Annotated in this window: 18 protein-coding genes; 7 read left to right on the forward strand and 11 right to left on the reverse strand. The window is 65.9% G+C overall.

Annotation, left to right across the window (positions count from 1 at the left end; genetic code table 11):
* Positions 1–408 precede the first annotated feature (408 nt).
* The 11 genes from IN820_RS14150 to nirS form a co-directional block, all read right to left on the reverse strand.
* On the reverse strand, positions 409–2,250 hold the full coding sequence (locus tag IN820_RS14150; protein WP_193681571.1) for a nitric oxide reductase activation protein NorD: 1,842 nt from the start codon (positions 2,248–2,250) through the stop codon (positions 409–411).
* A gap of 82 nt (positions 2,251–2,332) precedes the next feature.
* Positions 2,333–3,757 (reverse strand): cbb3-type cytochrome c oxidase subunit I, encoded by a 1,425-nt coding sequence (locus IN820_RS14155; RefSeq protein ID WP_193681572.1) that lies wholly within the window; start codon positions 3,755–3,757, stop codon positions 2,333–2,335.
* 44 nt (positions 3,758–3,801) lie between these two features.
* Positions 3,802–4,242, reverse strand: a complete 441-nt coding sequence (locus IN820_RS14160; RefSeq protein WP_193681573.1) for a c-type cytochrome — start codon at positions 4,240–4,242, stop codon at positions 3,802–3,804.
* Between the two features lie 367 nt (positions 4,243–4,609).
* Entirely contained in the window at positions 4,610–5,119 is a 510-nt protein-coding gene (ahbB, locus tag IN820_RS14165; RefSeq protein ID WP_193681574.1) for a siroheme decarboxylase subunit beta, read from the reverse strand.
* On the reverse strand, positions 5,094–5,537 hold the full coding sequence (locus IN820_RS14170) for an Lrp/AsnC family transcriptional regulator (RefSeq protein WP_193681575.1): 444 nt from the start codon (positions 5,535–5,537) through the stop codon (positions 5,094–5,096). Before IN820_RS14170 ends, ahbB (IN820_RS14165) begins: the two co-directional genes overlap by 26 nt.
* Positions 5,530–6,039, reverse strand: coding sequence for a siroheme decarboxylase subunit beta (gene ahbB / locus IN820_RS14175; RefSeq protein WP_193681576.1), 510 nt, complete (start codon positions 6,037–6,039; stop codon positions 5,530–5,532). The genes IN820_RS14170 and ahbB (IN820_RS14175) overlap by 8 nt, the downstream gene beginning before the upstream one ends.
* Positions 6,036–6,494 (reverse strand): Lrp/AsnC family transcriptional regulator, encoded by a 459-nt coding sequence (locus tag IN820_RS14180; protein ID WP_193681577.1) that lies wholly within the window; start codon positions 6,492–6,494, stop codon positions 6,036–6,038. Before IN820_RS14180 ends, ahbB (IN820_RS14175) begins: the two co-directional genes overlap by 4 nt.
* Position 6,495: 1 nt before the next feature.
* Positions 6,496–7,671, reverse strand: a complete 1,176-nt coding sequence (locus IN820_RS14185) for a cytochrome D1 domain-containing protein (RefSeq protein ID WP_193681578.1) — start codon at positions 7,669–7,671, stop codon at positions 6,496–6,498.
* Complete coding sequence (locus IN820_RS14190; RefSeq protein ID WP_193681579.1) at positions 7,668–8,009, reverse strand: c-type cytochrome; 342 nt, start codon at positions 8,007–8,009, stop codon at positions 7,668–7,670. The genes IN820_RS14185 and IN820_RS14190 overlap by 4 nt, the downstream gene beginning before the upstream one ends.
* Before the next feature lie 15 nt (positions 8,010–8,024).
* Positions 8,025–8,339 (reverse strand): c-type cytochrome, encoded by a 315-nt coding sequence (locus IN820_RS14195; protein ID WP_193681580.1) that lies wholly within the window; start codon positions 8,337–8,339, stop codon positions 8,025–8,027.
* 57 nt (positions 8,340–8,396) lie between these two features.
* Positions 8,397–10,106 carry a nitrite reductase gene (nirS, locus tag IN820_RS14200; protein WP_193681581.1) on the reverse strand — a complete coding sequence of 570 codons (1,710 nt, stop codon included), beginning with the start codon at positions 10,104–10,106 and terminating at the stop codon, positions 8,397–8,399.
* Between the two features lie 309 nt (positions 10,107–10,415).
* Here nirS and IN820_RS14205 point away from each other — a divergent pair, with 309 nt between their 5' ends.
* The 7 genes from IN820_RS14205 (at position 10,416) to IN820_RS14235 (ending at position 17,302) form a co-directional block, all read left to right on the forward strand.
* Positions 10,416–11,225: a CbbQ/NirQ/NorQ/GpvN family protein gene (locus IN820_RS14205; protein ID WP_193681582.1), complete on the forward strand. Its 810-nt coding sequence runs from the start codon at positions 10,416–10,418 to the stop codon at positions 11,223–11,225.
* Positions 11,209–11,796, forward strand: a complete 588-nt coding sequence (locus IN820_RS14210) for a cytochrome c oxidase subunit 3 (RefSeq protein WP_193681583.1) — start codon at positions 11,209–11,211, stop codon at positions 11,794–11,796. Before IN820_RS14205 ends, IN820_RS14210 begins: the two co-directional genes overlap by 17 nt.
* Positions 11,797–11,799: 3 nt before the next feature.
* On the forward strand, positions 11,800–12,048 hold the full coding sequence (locus IN820_RS14215) for a cytochrome C oxidase subunit IV family protein (protein ID WP_003293341.1): 249 nt from the start codon (positions 11,800–11,802) through the stop codon (positions 12,046–12,048).
* A gap of 609 nt (positions 12,049–12,657) precedes the next feature.
* Positions 12,658–13,839 carry a heme d1 biosynthesis radical SAM protein NirJ gene (gene nirJ / locus IN820_RS14220; RefSeq protein ID WP_193681584.1) on the forward strand — a complete coding sequence of 394 codons (1,182 nt, stop codon included), beginning with the start codon at positions 12,658–12,660 and terminating at the stop codon, positions 13,837–13,839.
* A gap of 61 nt (positions 13,840–13,900) precedes the next feature.
* Positions 13,901–14,737, forward strand: a complete 837-nt coding sequence (cobA, locus tag IN820_RS14225; RefSeq protein WP_193681585.1) for a uroporphyrinogen-III C-methyltransferase — start codon at positions 13,901–13,903, stop codon at positions 14,735–14,737.
* Complete coding sequence (locus tag IN820_RS14230; RefSeq protein ID WP_193681586.1) at positions 14,728–16,251, forward strand: nitrite reductase; 1,524 nt, start codon at positions 14,728–14,730, stop codon at positions 16,249–16,251. The genes cobA and IN820_RS14230 overlap by 10 nt, the downstream gene beginning before the upstream one ends.
* Positions 16,252–16,441: 190 nt before the next feature.
* Positions 16,442–17,302, forward strand: a complete 861-nt coding sequence (locus tag IN820_RS14235) for a LysR family transcriptional regulator (RefSeq protein ID WP_193681587.1) — start codon at positions 16,442–16,444, stop codon at positions 17,300–17,302.
* The last annotated feature ends 3 nt before the right edge of the window (positions 17,303–17,305 follow it).

The following is a 17,305-nucleotide window of genomic DNA, read 5'->3' on the forward strand; positions in this document are numbered from 1 at the left end:
ACACCCGGTGGATGTAAAAAGCGACATCCACCCTACGCGGTTGCGTTGCGGCAGGCGGCTGCTCCGTAGGGTGGATCACGCTCCACCGATCCACCGGGCGGCATCGCGGTGGATGTAAAAAGCGACATCCACCCTACACGGTTGCGTTGCCGCAAGCGGCTGCTCCGACGTAGGGTGGATCACGCTTCACCGATCCACCAAGCGACACCCGGTGGATGTAAAAAGCGACATCCACCCTACGCGGTTGCGTTGTGGCAAGCGGCTGCTCCGGCGTAGGGTGGGTCACGCTCCACCGATCCACCGGGCGGCATCGCGGTGGATGTAAAAAGCGACATCCACCCTACTGTCACGCGCTGTCACGCGCGATGCAGCGCCACGGTGGAGATCACCGCCCTCCACCCACCTTGCCTACGGCTGGGTCAGCTGTTTGTACAGCTGCGGCAGGCGGAACGGCAGTTGTTGCGGTTCCTTGATCAGGGTGTAGCCGTTGGCGCCGAACATGTACGGCAGGTAGTCGCCGGCCTCGCGGTCGATGGTGATGCAGAACGGCAGCAGGCCCTGCTTGCGCGCTTCCATGACGGCCTGGCGGGTGTCTTCGACGCCGTAACGGCCTTCGTACAGATCCAGATCGTTCGGCTTGCCATCGGTCACCAGCAGCAACAGCTTGCGCCGCTGCTCGCAGTTGCCGAGCAGTTCGGTGGCCTGGCGGATGGCGGCCCCCATGCGGGTGTAATAGCCGGGCTTGAGCGCCTGGATGCGCCCGCGGGTTTCGTCGCCATAGGGCTGGCGGAAGCTCTTCAGCTCCTGCATGCGCACCTGCTGGCGACGCAGCGAGGAGAAACCGTACAGCGCAAACGGGTCGCCGACCGCCGACAGCGCCTCGCCGAATAGCAGCAGGCTGTCGATGATGACGTCGATCACCCGGTGCTGGTTGTCCAGGTGCGCGTCGGTGGACATGGACAGGTCGGCCAGCAGCAGGCAGGCCAGGTCGCGGCGATTCTGCCGCTGCTCCATGAACAGACCGCGCTCGGCGCACTGACCATTCTGCCGCTCGACGTGAAAGTCGAGCCAGGCCTGCATGTCCAGTTCGGAACCCTGGGGTTGCTGACGCAGCCACTGGCGGTCGTTGCGCAGGTGCTCGAACTGCCGACGCAGACGCCGCGCCAGTGGTGCCAGGTGCGGCGGCAGCGGCCTGGCCTCGGCGCCGCGGGGCAGCATCAGCTGCAGGTTGACGAAATCCTGCCGCAGGCACTGCTTGCGGTAGTCCCATTCGGGCAGCTTGATGCCCTCGCCCAGCGGCATGTCGTCGAAGTCGGCGGCCGGCAGGTCCAGATCCAGCTTGAGGCCGCCGCCCTGGCGCATGCGCTGACGCGAAAGGGCCAGCTCGTCGAGGTCCTCGGCGACGCGCGCCGCATCCAGGTCCTCGGTGTCGTCGCCGCAGCGATCCAGTTCGATATGCTCGGACCAGCTGAACAGGTTCTCCAGGCGGAACAGCAGCAGGCCGCCCTTGCTGGCGCTCTCCTCCACGCGCCGGGCACGCTTGCGCTGGCGCGATTCGCCGCCGGGCGGCGCTTCCAGGTTGCCCTCGCCTTCCTCGGCCCGATCGGCAGCCTGGGGCTCACCAAGATTGTCCGCCGGGTACAGCCACAGCGGCAATGGCCAAGGCGCGCGTTCGCTGCGCGGGAACTGGCTGACGCTGCCTGGTTCACGCAGCGCTTGGCACAGCGCGCTTTCCAGCGCGGCCTCGGCCTTGGGCAACTGGCTCGGGTCCGGGCGCAACTGCAGATGGGCCTCGACCAGGCGCCGGTAACGCGCACGCATGGCCGGGAACTGCTCGAGGATGGCCCGGGTCCAGCGCTGGTTGTCCCGCGCCCAGTGGCGCATCTGGCCCGCCTGCGCGGCGAGCAACGCCAGCCAGCGATACAGATCCTGGTTCAGCGAGACTTCCGGGTAGACCGCCAGGCTCTGCGGCAGCCGCAGGTTGCTGGCGTCGCACCAGGCCACCGGCAGTTGCTTGCAGGTCCCGGCGACCTGTTGCAGCAGGTTGCGCCGCAGCAGCAGATCTCGCGCGCTGGCGGCTTCGACGCCGACCCCGCTGGCCCCGCCCATGGCGCGGAACAGCAGCGACAGCGGCCGCTGCATGCTCTGAAGCTCCACCCGTGCCTCGGGAAAGTCCGGGCTGGCGCGACGGGTGATGAAGCGGTGCCAGACACTGCCGACCCACTCTTCCACTTCGATGGTAAAGGCCATGCGGGTTACTCCGTGCTGGCAGTTGAAACGCAAAACGGCCCGCTATTACCAGCCGGGCCGTCGATGCTCATTGCGACTCGTCTCAGGCCGTGGCGGCTGTCGCTGCTGCGACCGGCACCCGACCGCGCTGGCGGAAGCTGCACAGGTAGCAGACCAGGCCGATCAGGAAGAACACCCCGGCGACCAGGCGCAGCCAGAAGAAGATGGCCAACTGGTCGGCGGTCGCCATGAAGGACATGGCGGCGCCATCGGCCGGGATGCGCTGCAGCCAGACCTGCACCACACCGGCGGCGGTGAGGAACAGCGTGATGGCCACCATCGACAGGGTCATCAGCCAGAAGCCCCAGACTTCGATGCGCTGGGCACGTGCATCGGGTGCTTCACCCAGGCCACGCAGACGCGGCATGGCGTAGCTGATCATGGTCATCACGATCATCGCGTAGGCACCGTAGAAAGCCAGGTGACCATGCGCGGCCGTGATCTGCGAGCCGTGGGTGTAGTAGTTCACCGGAGCCAGGGTGTGCAGGAAGCCCCATACACCAGCGCCGAGGAAGGCGGTCACGGTGGTGCCGATGGCCCACAGCGAGGCGGCCTTGTTCGGATGCTCGCGACGACGACGGTTCACCATGTTCAGGGCGAACAGCACCATGGCGAAGAACGGCAGCGGTTCCAGCGCGGAGAAGATCGAGCCCAGCCACAGCCATACGGTCGGCGCGCCGATCCAGAAGAAATGGTGACCGGTACCGATGATGCCGGTGATCAGGGCCATGGCGATGATCACGTAGAGCCACTTCTCGATCACTTCACGGTCCACGCCGGTGATCTTGATCAGGACGAAGGCCAGCATCGAACCCATGATCAGTTCCCACACGCCTTCCACCCACAGGTGCACGACGAACCACCAGTAGTACTTGTCGCGCGCCAGGTTCTCCGGGTTGTAGAAGGAGAACAGGAAGAACACCGCGAGGCCGATCAGGCCGGTCATCATTACCGTGCTGACCACGGTCTTGCGACCCTTGAGCAGGGTCATGCCGATGTTGTAGAGGAAGCCCAGGGCCACCACCACGATACCGATCTTGGTGATCGTCGGCTGCTCGAGGAACTCGCGTCCCATGGTCGGCAGCAGCTCGTTCTTGGTCATTTCCGCCAGACCCGCGTAAGGCACGAACAGGTAGCCGAGAATGGTCAGCACACCGGCGGCGGCGAACACCCAGAACAGGATGATGGCCAGTTTCGGGCTGTGCAGCTCGCGATCCGCTTCCTCGGGAATGAGGTAGTAGGCGGCCCCCATGAAGCCGAACAGCAGCCAGACGATCAGCAGGTTGGTGTGGACCATCCGGGCCACGTTGAACGGCAGCAGCGGGAACAGGAAGTCGCCCACCACGTATTGCAGCCCCATGATCAGACCGAAAAGGATCTGACCGACGAATAGGATCAGTGCAAACACGAAGTAGGGTTTGGCAACCGCCTGCGATTGGAATTTGAGATGCGGATTGATGATGCTCATCTCGTGGCCCCTCCAGTGAAATCGGAAACAAAGACGTCCATCAATCAACCCTCCTTGTTCGGCGGCCAGTTGTTGGTATCGATCTTCGAAGTCCACTTGAGGAACTCCGCCATATCGTCAACCTGCTGCTCGGAAAGATGGAACTGGGGCATCGCGCGACGACCGGGGGCGCCGAGTGGCTGAGCCTTCATCCAGGCCTGCAGGAAGGGCTTGAAAGCCTCCTCGCCGCCACGACGGACGAACACGTTACCCAGCTCCGGCGCGAAGTAGGCGCCCTCGCCGAGCAGGCTGTGACAGCCGATGCAATTGTTGTTTTCCCAGACTGCCTTGCCGCGCACGACCGCTTCGGTCATTTCCGATGCATTCGAACGCTCGGGGAAAGTCTGCTCTGTGTGATAGGTCAGGCCGAGAAACACCAGGAAGAAGAAGACGCTTCCTCCGAAGTAGATATTCCTGGCCATACCCTTGGTGAAGGTCTCGGACATGGTCGCCTCCTCATGGCTTGGCGTAGCCAGTTTAAGAAGGAGGCTATCGAAACCTGCTTGATGGCAATCAAGAAAAAACCGAACGTGGCAGTCGGTCTTTCCGGGCGCTTCGAGGGCTGCCGGGGGTCCTTGCAGAACATGCCAAGCACGCCGCACAGCGCGCCGGCTCACGCCGGCAGCTTGCAGCGAAAGCCGGATGACTCATACGCGCCGAAGCCCGGCGCCATGCGAAGGCATCGCCTGGGAGGTCGCCCGTCGGGCTTCGCTGCGCTCAACCCAAGGTACGTCGTGCGATTGCCGGTAGGTTGGGTTGGGGCGCGAAGCGCCGAAGCCCAACATCGCCCGCGCAGTCGCCGGAACGGACGTCTCAGGCGCTGCGCTGCAGCGCGCCGATGCGCAGGCCGGTCTTCTTCAGGATGCGGCTGGAAACCAGCATTTCGTCGCCATGGCAGGCCTTGCCGAGCAAGGCGCGGATCTGGTTGCGGTAGGCCTCGATGGCTGCCGCGTCGCGTCCGTGGACCATGGCGAACAGGTTGTACGACCAGCCCTCGCGGCGGGGGCGACGATAGCAATGGCTGACGAAGGGCTGGGCGCCGATCAGCGCGCCGAGGCGCTCGATCTCGGCATCGTCGACGTCCCACACGGTCATGCCGTTGTGCCGGTAGCCCAGACGGTAGTGGTTGGGCACGGCGGCGATGCGGCGGATCGCGCCGGCGGCCTGCAACCGCTGCAGCAGCGCCAGGGTCTCATCCACCTCGAGGCCGAGCTCACCGGCGAGCCAGGCCCAGGGGTCCTCGACCAGCGGCAGGCCGGCTTCGGTGAGCGCCACCAGGCGCTGCGCCAGCGCCTGGTCAGACGGGGAAATGCAATCCGACATGGTAGGTTTCCTCCTTCGGCAGGTTGAGCACCGCCAACCCGGTTCGCGCCTCGATGCGCGCCACGGTTTCGGCGATGCCCTGCGGGGTCGCGCAACCGAGCACGAACCACATGTTCCAGGGGTGTTCACGGCGATAGTTGTGCGCCACTTCCGGCATCGCCGCGAGCTGCGCGGCGACCTCGTCGAAGCGCGCCTCGGGCACCGCCAGCGCCGCGAGGGTGAAGGCGCCGCCCAGGCGCTCGATATCGAACATCGGCCCGAAGCGGGTCAGCACGCCATCGTCCAGCAAGGCCTGCACCCGCGCGCGCAGCGTCTCGGACATGCTGCCCAGTTCCTCGGCCAGCGCCTCCCAGGGCTGGCGCACCAGCGGCAGGCCATGCTGCAGGCGGTTGATCAGCGCGCGGTCGAACTCATCCATGGGCGGCCTCCGCTGGCGGCGCATAACGCCCGCCGCACTGTTTGAAGGCGCGCGTGCTGAACAGCACCTGATGCGGCAGCGCGCTCAGGCCGTGCGCGGCCAGCAGCGCCTCGATCAGCCCGAGCACCTGCTCGCGCTCGCGGCCATGGACCATGCAGAACAGGTTGTAGCGCCACTGTGGCAGCCGTCGCGGGCGCTGGTAGCAGAGGTTGACGCCCGCGGCCTGGCCGAGCAGGCGGCCGACCGCGTCGACCTGTTCGTCGGGCACGTCCAGCACCAGCATAGCGTTGGCGCGAAAGCCCAGGGCGCGGTGCTTGAGCACCAGGCCGACGCGGCGGAACAGGCCATCGGCCTGCCACTGCCGGACCTGTTCCAGCACCAGCGCTTCACGACTGCCGATCTGCTCGGCGAGCCGCCGATACGGGCGCGGCACCAGCGGCAGGCCGGCTTCGAGCAGGCGGCGCAGCTGCAGCGCCTGTCGATTGTCGAGGCAGGCGTTCATCGGGCGTCTCCCAGCGGAAAACCCAGGTCGATGCGAAACGCGTTCTGCATCGGCAGGTCGAGCGGTTTCAGACCGGTTTCGGCCTCGATCACGGCGAGCAAGCGGTCGATATGCGCACGATCCGGGCCGGTGAGCACGAACCAGAGGTTGTAGCGATGCTCGCGCAGGTAATTGTGATTGACCTCGGGAAAGGCGCTGATCCATTCGGCGACCCGCTCCAGGCGCGCCTGCGGAACGGCCAGGGCAACCAGCGTGCTGGCGCCGGCGCGGCTGTGTTCGAACACCGGGCCGATACGCGACAGGCCGTCGCCCTGCTGCAGCCGTTCGAGGCAGGCGAGCACCTCGCTTTCCGCGCAGCCGAGCGTCTCGGCCATCGCGCGGTAGGGCTCGGCGCACAGCGGCATGCCGTGCTGGTAGCAGTCGATCAGGCGGCGACTGAGGGCGTCGATGTGCATGTCACAACCCCGTCTGGTGGGCGCGGCTGCTGAAAAAGATGCCGCTCGGACTCTGCGCCGGCAGACGCTTGATCAACTTCAGCGTGTAGGGGTCCCAGACCTGCACCTCGTTGGCGTCGCGTACCGACAGCCAGAGCTGGTCGCCGCGGGCGGTGAATTCCATGTGCAGCACCGCCGGGCCGGGCTCCAGGGTGGCGATGACCTCGTGCGTCTCGCTGTCGATCACCTGCACCTTGCCGTTGTCCGGGTGGGCGAAGTTGACCCAGATCTGCCGCGCATCGGGGCGCGCCATGACGAAGATCGGCTGGCCGGCGACGTCGATGGCGTCGGTCTGCTGCCACTTCTCGGAATCCATCACCAGCACGCGGTGCTGGCCGACCGCCGGCACGAAGGTCTGGTTGCCGGCCACGGTCCAGCCTTCCAGGTGCGGCATCTTGTACACCGGCAGCTTCTGCTGGCCGCGGCCGTAGCCGTCGAGGATGCGCTCGACGCCACGCTCGGGGTGCCAGAGGTCGATCTTGGCCATACCGTCCTCGCCGAACAGGCCGGCGATGTAGTAGCGGCCGTCGGGCGTGAGCAGCGCGTCGTAGGGCTGCTTGCCGACATTCTCGAAGCGCGTGACGGTGGGTGTATCGCCCTGACTGAAGTCCAGCAGCCAGGTCTCGTTGGTGTCGAACAGGCTGTAGATGAAGCGCCGGCCCGGTGCGTCGAGCACCCCGACGACACGCGAATTGCGACTGCCGTCGGCCAGCGGCGTGGCCGGGATGTCGGCGACCAGCTCCAGCGTGTCGGCGTTGAACACCTTCACCCCGCCCGGCTCGTAGTTGCCGACCGCGATCAGCGAGCCATCCTGGCTGATCGCGCCGCCGATGCTGTTGCCGCCCTGGATCACGCGCCGGTCGATACGCTGGCGCAGCAGGTCGACCCTGGTCAGCCCGCCGTCGCGGCCGAATACGTAGGCGTAGCGCTGATCACGGGAGAACACCACCGAGGCGTGGGACAGATCGCCCAACCCCTCGATGCGCGCCAACCGGATCTGGCCGCTGCTCTCGACGATCTGCAGGCTGCCGGTGGCGCGTTCCACCACCACGCCGAGATCGCCCGTGCCGCGCAGCGGGTGTTGCGCGCAGGCGGCGAGCAGACCGGCCGCGGCCAGCAGCAGGAAAGGACGGATCATGGCGTGGGATATCCTTCGAGGAGACGATCGACCAGCCAGGCGATGTCCGGCTCGTCGAGCAGGGCATTCCAGCCGGGCATGGCGGTGCCGGGGCGGCCATGGGCGACGGTGGCGATCAGGCTGTCACGGGGTTTGCCGGCAAGCGCCTCGCGGGTCAGCGCGGGGCCGAGGCCGCCGGTCATGCGCAGGCCATGGCAGGAGCCGCAGTCCTGCAGGAGCAGATGGTCGAGCTGGGCCTGGCGCGCGGCGCTGGGCGCATCGGCCTGGGCCGCGGGAATCAGGAGGAGGGACGCCAGTGCGAGCCCCAGACGCGATACGGCATGGCGGGACAGAATCATGACGTCCTCCGGGTGTTACTTCTGGCTAAGAACCCACTCGGCGAGGATCTTGGCTTCTTCTTCGGTGACAGCATTTGGCGGCATCGGGATCGGACCCCAGACACCCTGGCTGCCATTCTTGATGTGCCCGGCCAGCAGGTCGGCAGCGCCGTCCTGGCCCGCGTACTTGGCGGCGACTTCCTTGAAGGCCGGACCGACCAGCTTGGCATCGATGCTATGGCACGCGGCGCAAGGCTTGCTCTTGAACAGCGCTTCGCCGTCCTGCGCCAGGGCCGGCTGCAGGGTCAGCGCGCCACCCAGGGCGAGCAAGGGAATCAGGATTTTCTTCATGCGTTACTTCCTCAAGGCTAATTGGGAGCGGATCTTGAGGCCCGCTCCCGGTGGGACTCAGTACACGTCATACTGAGTGTTGTGGACGTTAAATTTACCGGTTGGGGTAATCAACCTTTTGTCCTTGATCACTGTTTTCAGCTTCAGGGTCTTGTCATCGACCACCACGATGGCCGACTCCTCCTCCTGACCGCTCCACACCGAGAACCACACCTCGTCGCCGGCTTCGTTGTACTCAGGCTGCACGACGCGCTTGGCGCCCTCCTTCAGACCGGCCCACTCGGCGATCGGCAGGACCTGATAACCGGCGTCCAGGTTGCCGATGTCGAATACCGCAGCCGACTGGCTGACCTTGGCATCGGGATGGAAGGTGGTGTCCAGGTACAGGTGCCTGGACTTCGGATGGGTCTTGATGAACAGCGAACCACCGCCCTGCCCCTTGAGCGTGTCGACGTGCTTCCAGGCATACTGCGGATGGTTCTTCGGATCGGTGCCGATCAACGAGATGCTCTCGTCGCCGAGGTGGCTGGTCGCCCAGACCGGGCCATATTTCGGGTGAACGAAGTTGGCGCCACGTCCCGGGTGCGGGATCTTGCCGACTTCAACCAGCGCGCTCAGCTTGCGCTCCCTGGAATCGACCACCGCCACTTTGTTGGAGTTGTTGGCCGCCGTCATGAAGTAGCGGTGCGAACTGTCCCAGCCGCCGTCGTGCAGGAACGGCGCGGCATTGATGCTGGTGATGGTGAGGTTGTCGATGTCCTTGTAGTTGACCAGCATGATCTTGCCGGTTTCCTTGACGTTGACGATGAACTCCGGATGCTCGTGCGAGGCGATGATCGCCGCGACGCGCGGTTCCGGGTGGTACTCCTGTTTGTCCACGGTCATGCCGCGAGTGGAGACGATCTGCTTCGGCTCCAGCGTCTCGCCATCCATGATGGTGAATTGCGGCGGCCAGTAGGAACCGGCGATGGCGTACTTGTCCTCGTAGCCCTTGAATTTGGACGTCTCCACCGAACGGGCCTCGATGCCCACCTTGATTTCGGCGACCTTCGCCGGCTCCTTGGACCACAGGTCGATCATGTCGATCCTGGCGTCACGGCCGATCACCAGCAGGTAGCGACCCGAGGCGGACATGCGCGAGATGTGCACCGCATAGCCGGTCTCGATGGTCTTGACGATCTTCTTGCTGTCGCCGTCGATCAACGCAATCTTGCCGTCGTCACGCAGGGTGACGGAGAACAGGTTCGGCAGATTCAGATCGTTCATCTGCTTCTTCGGCCGGTCTTGCGGCTTGACCAGCACCTTCCAGGAGTTCTTCATCTCGGCCATGCCCCACTCCGGCGGGGTCGGCGGCGTGTGCTGGATGTACTTGGCCATCAGGGTGATCTGGTCCTTGGTCAGCGCATTGGAGGTGCCCCAGTTCGGCATGCCGGCGGGCGAGCCGTAGGTGATCAGCGCTTCCAGGTAAGCCTGGCCGCGCTCCTTGGTGATGTCCGGCGTCAGCGGCTTGCCGGTCGCACCCTTGCGCAGCACGCCGTGGCACCCGGCGCAGCGTTGGAAATAGATTTCCTTGGCCACTTCGAATTCGGCCGAGGTCAGGTCAGGCGCGCCGGGAGAATGCACGACCTGGGCGCTGGCCGGGTCGACGGCCGACGCCTGCCCCTTGTAGGCCGCCTCGGCATTCTCGGGGTTGGCCGCGGCCTGGGTGACGCCCAGGCCCAGCAGCGAAAAGGCAGCGATGAAGCCTGCCAGATGGTGCTTGCTCATACGGTTATCTCCTCTGGATCGCGTCTTGCGATTCCTGCTATGTGGCAGCGGTGTGGCAGTTCCCCGGGGCTCGCGTGGTGCGCTTGCATCCTAGGAGAGGCCCATTGCCGACGCGCTTGACGACAATCAAGAGATAGATCGGCACCCCTTGAACGTGACGCCTTGTCGCGGCTTCGCGCGTCGATCCGGTCGCGATCTCGAGCAGTCTTGATCGCAATCAAGCTTTGCCGGCGGATGGCTTGAGGGGAGCCGGCGAGGTCGGTAGCTTGGCGGCAGATGCTTAACCAACTGCCGCAGTGAGGTATTACCGTGAATGCGCCAGAGATCCCGACCGCAGACAGGCCGGACGCCCCCTTCTATCAACCGCTGGGCAACGAGCAGGCGCTGTTCGAGCAGGCCTGGCGGCACGGCATGCCGGTGCTGATCAAGGGCCCGACCGGCTGCGGCAAGACCCGCTTCGTGCAGCACATGGCGCATCGGCTGAACCTGCCGCTGTACACCGTGGCCTGCCACGACGACCTCTCCGCCGCCGACCTGGTCGGTCGGCACCTGATCGGCGCCCAGGGCACCTGGTGGCAGGACGGCCCGCTGACCCGTGCGGTGCGCGAGGGTGGCATCTGCTACCTGGACGAAGTGGTGGAGGCGCGGCAGGACACCGCCGTGGTGCTGCACCCGCTGGCCGATGATCGTCGCGAACTGTTCATCGAGCGCACCGGCGAGGCGCTCCAGGCGCCACCGGGCTTCATGCTGGTGGTGTCCTACAACCCCGGCTACCAGAACCTGCTCAAGGGCATGAAGCCGAGCACCCGCCAGCGCTTCGTGGCGATGCGTTTCGACTATCCGCCGGCCGCCGAGGAAGAGCGCATCGTCGCCAACGAGGCGCAGGTGGATGCCGCGCTCGCGGCGCAGGTGGTCAGGCTCGGCCAGGCGCTGCGCCGGCTGGAGCAGCATGATCTGGAAGAAGTCGCCTCGACCCGCCTGCTGATCTTCACCGCGCGGATGATTCGCTCCGGGATGACGCCGCGCCAGGCCTGCCTGGCCTGCCTGGCCGAACCGCTGTCGGATGATCCGCAGACCGTCGCCGCGCTGATGGATGTGGTCGATGTCCACTTCGGCTGAAACGCTCGCCCGCGCGCCCCGGCGGCTGCCGGGCGACCTGGCGATGTGGTTCTTCATCCTCGCCGAGCTGACCGTGTTCGCCATCCTGATCCTGGCCTTCGCCGTCACGCAGATGTTCAACCCGCAGTTGTTCGACCAAAGCCGCGCGGCGCTGGACAGCTCGACGGGCCTGGCACTGACCCTGGGCCTGCTGACCTCCGGCCTGTTCGCCGCCCTGTCGGTCGAACAGGTACGCCAGGCCCGCCAGGGACGCGCGGCCCTGCTGCTGCTCGCCGCGCTGGCCTCGTCCTGCGTCTACGTGGCGCTCAAGCTCGACGAGTACCGGCATCTGGCCGGGCTCGGCCTGGGCATGGAGCACAACACCTTCTTCACCCTCTACTGGATTCTGACCGGCTTTCATTTCCTGCATGTCTTGCTGGGCATGCTGATCCTCGCCTGGCTGGCCGAGCGCTGCCGCCGCGGCGCCTACCGGCCGGACGACCACGGCGGACTGGAATCCGGCGTGCTCTACTGGCACATGGTCGATCTGGTCTGGGTGCTGCTGTTCCCGCTGGTCTACGTGCTGAGGTAACTCATGTCCGCTTCCAAGGTGCTGGTCGCCTGCTGGCTCGGCCTGGTCGCACTATCGGTTTGCACCGTCCTGCTGGGTAACGCCGGTGCCACGCAGGCGCTGGCGACAGGCGTTCTGCTCGCAGCGTTCGGCAAGGCCTGGCTGATCACTGACGGCTTCATGGAGCTGCGCCACGCACCTCGCGCATGGCGTCTGCTGCTGCTCGGCTGGCCCCTGGTCATGGCCATCGGCATGCTGCTGACCCTGCTCTGAACCCGTATATCACTCGCATTCGGTCGGGTGGCGCTGCCCTGCGGCGCATGCTTCGGCTGTGCCTGCGTTAACTGTCGGGGATGGCAAAGGCACGTAGGGTGGATGTCGCTTTTTACATCCACCGTGGCGCCGCAAGGTGGATCGGTGAAGCGTGATCCACCCTACGAAGGCCAATACCGGACTATGTGATGACGACCGCGTGGGCCACCGCTTACCAATGGCGGTCAGCAGGGCCGGGGGGAATGGCGCGTTTTACATCCACCATCGCGCCGCTAGGTGGATCGGTGAAGCGTGATCCACCCTACGAAGGCCAATACCGGACTACGTGATGACGACCGCGTGAGCCACCGTCTATCAATGGCGGTCAGCAGGGCCGGGAGGAATGGCGCGTTTTACATCCACCATCGCGCCGCAAGGTGGACCGGTGAAGCGTGATCCACCCCACGCGGACTGCAGGCCAGCATGGGCCGAAGCGGATCGCCACCCTGCTCACCTCCCGCGCCCGTTTGTTGTTTCCGATCAAGGATGCCCGGCCCACCGTCGGGGATTCTGCCGTCATCGAATCACGCGCCCGTGCAGCGCTTTGGCGCGCCATGAGGAGAGACGTCCATGTTGAGAATCAGCCATTACCTGCGCGCCCTGGCTCGGCCGACCACTCCGGTGCTCGGTGTCCGCAGCGTCAGCGACAAGCGCCCGCCCGTGGTGATCTGGAACCTGCTGCGGCGCTGCAACCTGACTTGCAGGCACTGCTACGCCACCTCCGCCGACAGCGAGTTCCGCGACGAACTGGATACTGCCGAGGCGCTGAAGGTGATCGACGACCTGCACGCAGCCGGCGTGCGCGTGCTGATCCTCTCCGGCGGCGAACCGCTGCTGCGAGCCGACATCTTCCAGCTCGCCGACTACGCCCGCGACAAGGGCTTCTTCGTTGCGCTGTCCACCAACGGCACGCTGATCGACGAGGGCAACATCGAGCGTATCGCCGCGGCGCAGTTCGACTACGTCGGCATCAGCATCGATGGCCTGGAGGCGGTGCATGACGACTGGCGCCAGCTCAAGGGCAGTTTCGCCGCCTCCATGCATGCCATCGACCTGTGCCGCCAGCGCGACATCCGCGTCGGCCTGCGCACCACCCTGACGCAGAACAACTACCCGCAGTTGCCGGCGCTGCTGGCGCTGATGCGCGAACACGACGTGCAGAAGTTCTACCTCTCGCACCTCAACTACAGCGGCCGCGGCAAGCGCAGCCGCAAGGCCGACACCCATCACCAGATGACCCGCGACGCCATGCGCCAGCTCTTCGAGCAGGCCTGGGACGACGTCCAGCACGGCCGCGAAACCGATTTCGTCAGCGGCAACAACGACGCCGACGCCGTACTGCTGCTGCAGTGGGTCGAGGAACACCTGCCGGAACATCGCGAGCGCCTGGAAGGCATGCTGCGCGCCTGGGGCGGCAACGCCTCGGGCAGCGGCATCGCCAACATCGACAACATCGGCGACGTGCACCCGGACACCTACTGGTGGCAGCACACCGTCGGCAACGTGCGCCGCCAGCGCTTCAGCGACATCTGGCTGAACGAGCCGGCGCCGCTGCTGCAGGAGCTGCGCCAGCATCCGCGCGCGGTCGGCGGACGCTGTGTCGACTGCCGCTGGCTGGCGATCTGCAACGGCAACACCCGCACCCGCGCCTGGGCGCAGGGTGATCTCTGGGCCGAAGACCCGGGCTGCTACCTCTCCGACGAAGAGATCGGCCTGCCAGCCGCCGAGCGCATTCCCAGCATCGCCATTTGATCGAAGCGGCCGCCAAGCGCCGCCCGCACACCGTAGTCCGATGAGCATTCAGGAGCACCGCATGGACCAGCCACTCACATTTCCCGCCGCGCTGAGCGCCGCGTTCGCCCCGGGCGAAGTCGCTCTGGTCGGCGCCGGGCCGGGCGACCCCGGCCTGCTCACCCTGCGTGCATGGAGCCTGCTGCAGCAAGCCGATGCGGTGGTCTACGACCGCCTGGTCAGCGACGGCCTGATGGCGTTGCTGCCGGCCGACTGCAGCCGCCATTACGTCGGCAAGACCAGCGGCTACCACAGCCTGCCGCAGCCGGAGATCAACCAGCTGCTGGCCGACCTGGCCCTGCAGAACAAGCGCGTGGTGCGGCTCAAGGGCGGCGACCCGTTCATCTTCGGCCGCGGCGCCGAAGAACTCGAATTCCTCCTGCAGCGCGGCATCGACTGCCAAGTAGTGCCGGGCATCACCGCCGCGGCCGGCTGCAGCGCCTATGCCGGCATCCCGCTGACCCACCGTGATCTGGCCCATTCCTGCCAGTTCATCACCGGCCATCTGCAGAGCAACGGCGAGCTGCACCTGCCTTGGGACGCATTGGCCCAGGGCGGACAGACGCTGGTGTTCTACATGGGCCTGGCCAGCCTCGGCGAGATCTCGCGCAACCTGATCGCCGCCGGCCTGCCAGTGGACACACCCGCCGCGCTGATCGGCAACGGCACGCGGGAGAACCAGCAGGTGGTGCGCTGCACGCTGCGCCAGCTGCCGGGCATGGCCGATGAGCAGCAACTCACGCCGCCGACCCTGACCGTGATCGGCCGAGTGGTCGGCCTGTTCGCCGAGCGCCAGGTCCAGCATCCGGCGCGGCTGCACGGTGATCCAGCCGCGCAAACGGAGGCCTTATGCAACTGATACCCGCCCTATTGCTGGCCACCGCGCTGCCGGCGGCCACCTTCGTCGCCCTCGACCTGGCCATTCCGAGGGCTGCCGCGGCGAACCCGCCAGCCGGTAGCCAGGCGCTGTACGAACAGCACTGCCAGAGCTGCCACGGCGTCAATCGCCTCGGCGGCGCCGGTCCGGCGCTGCTACCGGAAAGCCTCAGCCGCATCAAGCCGGCCGAAGCCCACGCGGTGATCCGCGACGGCCGCCCGGCGAGCCAGATGGCGGCCTATTCCAAGGTGCTGGACGAAGCCCAGATCGCCAGTCTGGTCGACTACCTGTATCAGCCTTCCGCGGTAGCGCCGACCTGGAGCGATGCCGACATCCGCGCCAGCCACCGCATCCTCAAGGACGTCGCCACCCTGCCGACGACCCCGCAGCACGGCGCCGACCCGCTCAACCTGTTCGTCGTGGTCGAGGCCGGCAATCACCATGTCCGGGTGCTGGACGGCGATCGTTTCGAGGAGCTGGCGAACTTCCAGTCGCACTTCGCCCTGCATGGCGGGCCGAAGTTCTCGCCGGATGGCCGCTTCGTCTATTTCGCCTCCCGCGACGGCTGGATCAGCGTCTACGACCTGCACAACCTGAGCATGATCGCCGAGGTCCGCGCCGGGCTGAACACGCGCAACCTGGCGGTGAGCAACGACGGCCGCTGGGTGCTGGTGGGCAACTACCTGCCGGGCAACCTGGTGCTGCTCGATGCCCGCAACCTGTCGCTGGTCAAGCACATCCCCGCGGTCGGCCAGGACGGCACGCCGTCACGGGTCAGCGCCGTGTACACCGCGCCACCGCGCGACAGCTTCGTGGTCGCGCTGAAAGATGTGAAAGAGGCCTGGGAGCTCTCCTATGCCGGCGAGCCAAACTTCGAACCCCGCCGGATCGAGGCCGCCGACTTCCTCGACGACTTTTCCTTCACCCCCGACTACCGCCACCTGCTGGCCACCTCGCGCAAGGCCCACGGTGGCCAGGTGATCGATCTGGATACCGGCAAGGCGGTCACCGACATTCCGCTGCCAGGCATGCCGCACCTGGGCTCGGGCATCTACTGGAAGCGCGACGGCAAGTGGGTATTCGCCACGCCCAACGTAAGCAAGGGACTGATCTCGGTGCTGGACCTGGAAACCTGGAAGCTGATCAAGGAGATTCCCACCGAAGGCCCGGGCTTCTTCATGCGCAGCCAGGCCAACTCGCCCTACGCCTGGACCGACGTGTTCTTCGGCCCGAACAACGACGCCGTGCACCTGATCGACAAGCAGACCCTGGAAGTCGCCCATACGCTACGCCCGATGCCGGGCAAGAACGCCGCACACGTCGAGTTCACCCATGATGGCCGCTATGCCCTGCTCAGCGTCTGGGACGCCGACGGCGCGCTGATCGTCTACGACGCCAACAGCCTGGAAGAGGTCAAGCGCATCCCGATGAACAAGCCCTCCGGCAAGTACAACGTCGGCAACAAGATCGAGTTCGCCGAAGGCACCTCGCATTGAGCGCTGTGCGAGTCGCCTAGTAACGTTCTGCTTCGGCCATGTAGGCATGTAGGGTGGGCTTCAGCCCACCGTTACGGGTTGGTGGGCTGAAGCCCACCCTACAGGGAGTCCCGGTCTTTTGTTGTATTTACCGACCTCGATGCCTCATCCAAACTGGCCTTGATATGAATTTATTTAATATGAGGCCGCCATGGATATCGATCTCGCCCGCACTTTTCTCGAGATCATCCGCAGCGGCAGTTTCATCGCCACCGCCGAACGCCTGCACATCACCCAGACGGCGGTGACCGCACGGGTACACAACCTCGAAGGCCAGCTGGGTTGCCGGTTGTTCGTGCGCAACCGCGCCGGCGCGCGACTGACCGATGATGGCCAGCGCTTCGTCGCCTATGCCACCCAGTTGGTGCAAACCTGGGAAGCCGCGCGGCGCGACCTGCCGCTGTCGCAGGGTGGCGGCAAGCTGCTGACCCTCGGTTCCGAGGTGAGCCTGTGCAACCCGTTGATGCTGGCCTGGGCCCAGCGCCTGCGCCAGGGACTGCCGAGCCACGCGGTGCGGCTGGAAGTCGGCAGTGGCGAAGAGCTGCAGAAGAAGCTCGATCTGGGCGTGCTGGACGCCGCGCTGGTGCACTTGCCGGAGTACTGGCCGGGCCTGCAGGTCGAGCAGTTGCTGGAGGAAAAGCTGATCCAGGTGGTGCAGACCCAGAATCCCGACCCGTACCTGTATGTGGACTGGGGACCGGCATTCCGCAAGCAGCACAACCAGGCGCTGCCCGAATGCACCCGTGCCGCGCTGTCGTTCAGCCTCGGCCCGCTGGCGCTGCAATACCTGGTGCAGTGTGGCGGGCGCGGCTACTTCCGCACCCGGGTGGTCCAGCGCTATCTGGAAGAAGGCATTCTCAAGCGGGTGGAGCAGGCGCCGGAATTTTCCTACCCGATCTACCTGGTCCATGCACGCGCCAGCGAATCCCCGGCGCTGCTCAGGGCCATCGAGTTGCTGCGCGAGGTGGCCCTCGACGATTACGACTGGTCACGCGGGTATTACGAGATCTGAACC

The organism is Pseudomonas lopnurensis (assembly GCF_015070855.1).
Lineage (GTDB): Bacteria > Pseudomonadota > Gammaproteobacteria > Pseudomonadales > Pseudomonadaceae > Stutzerimonas > Stutzerimonas lopnurensis.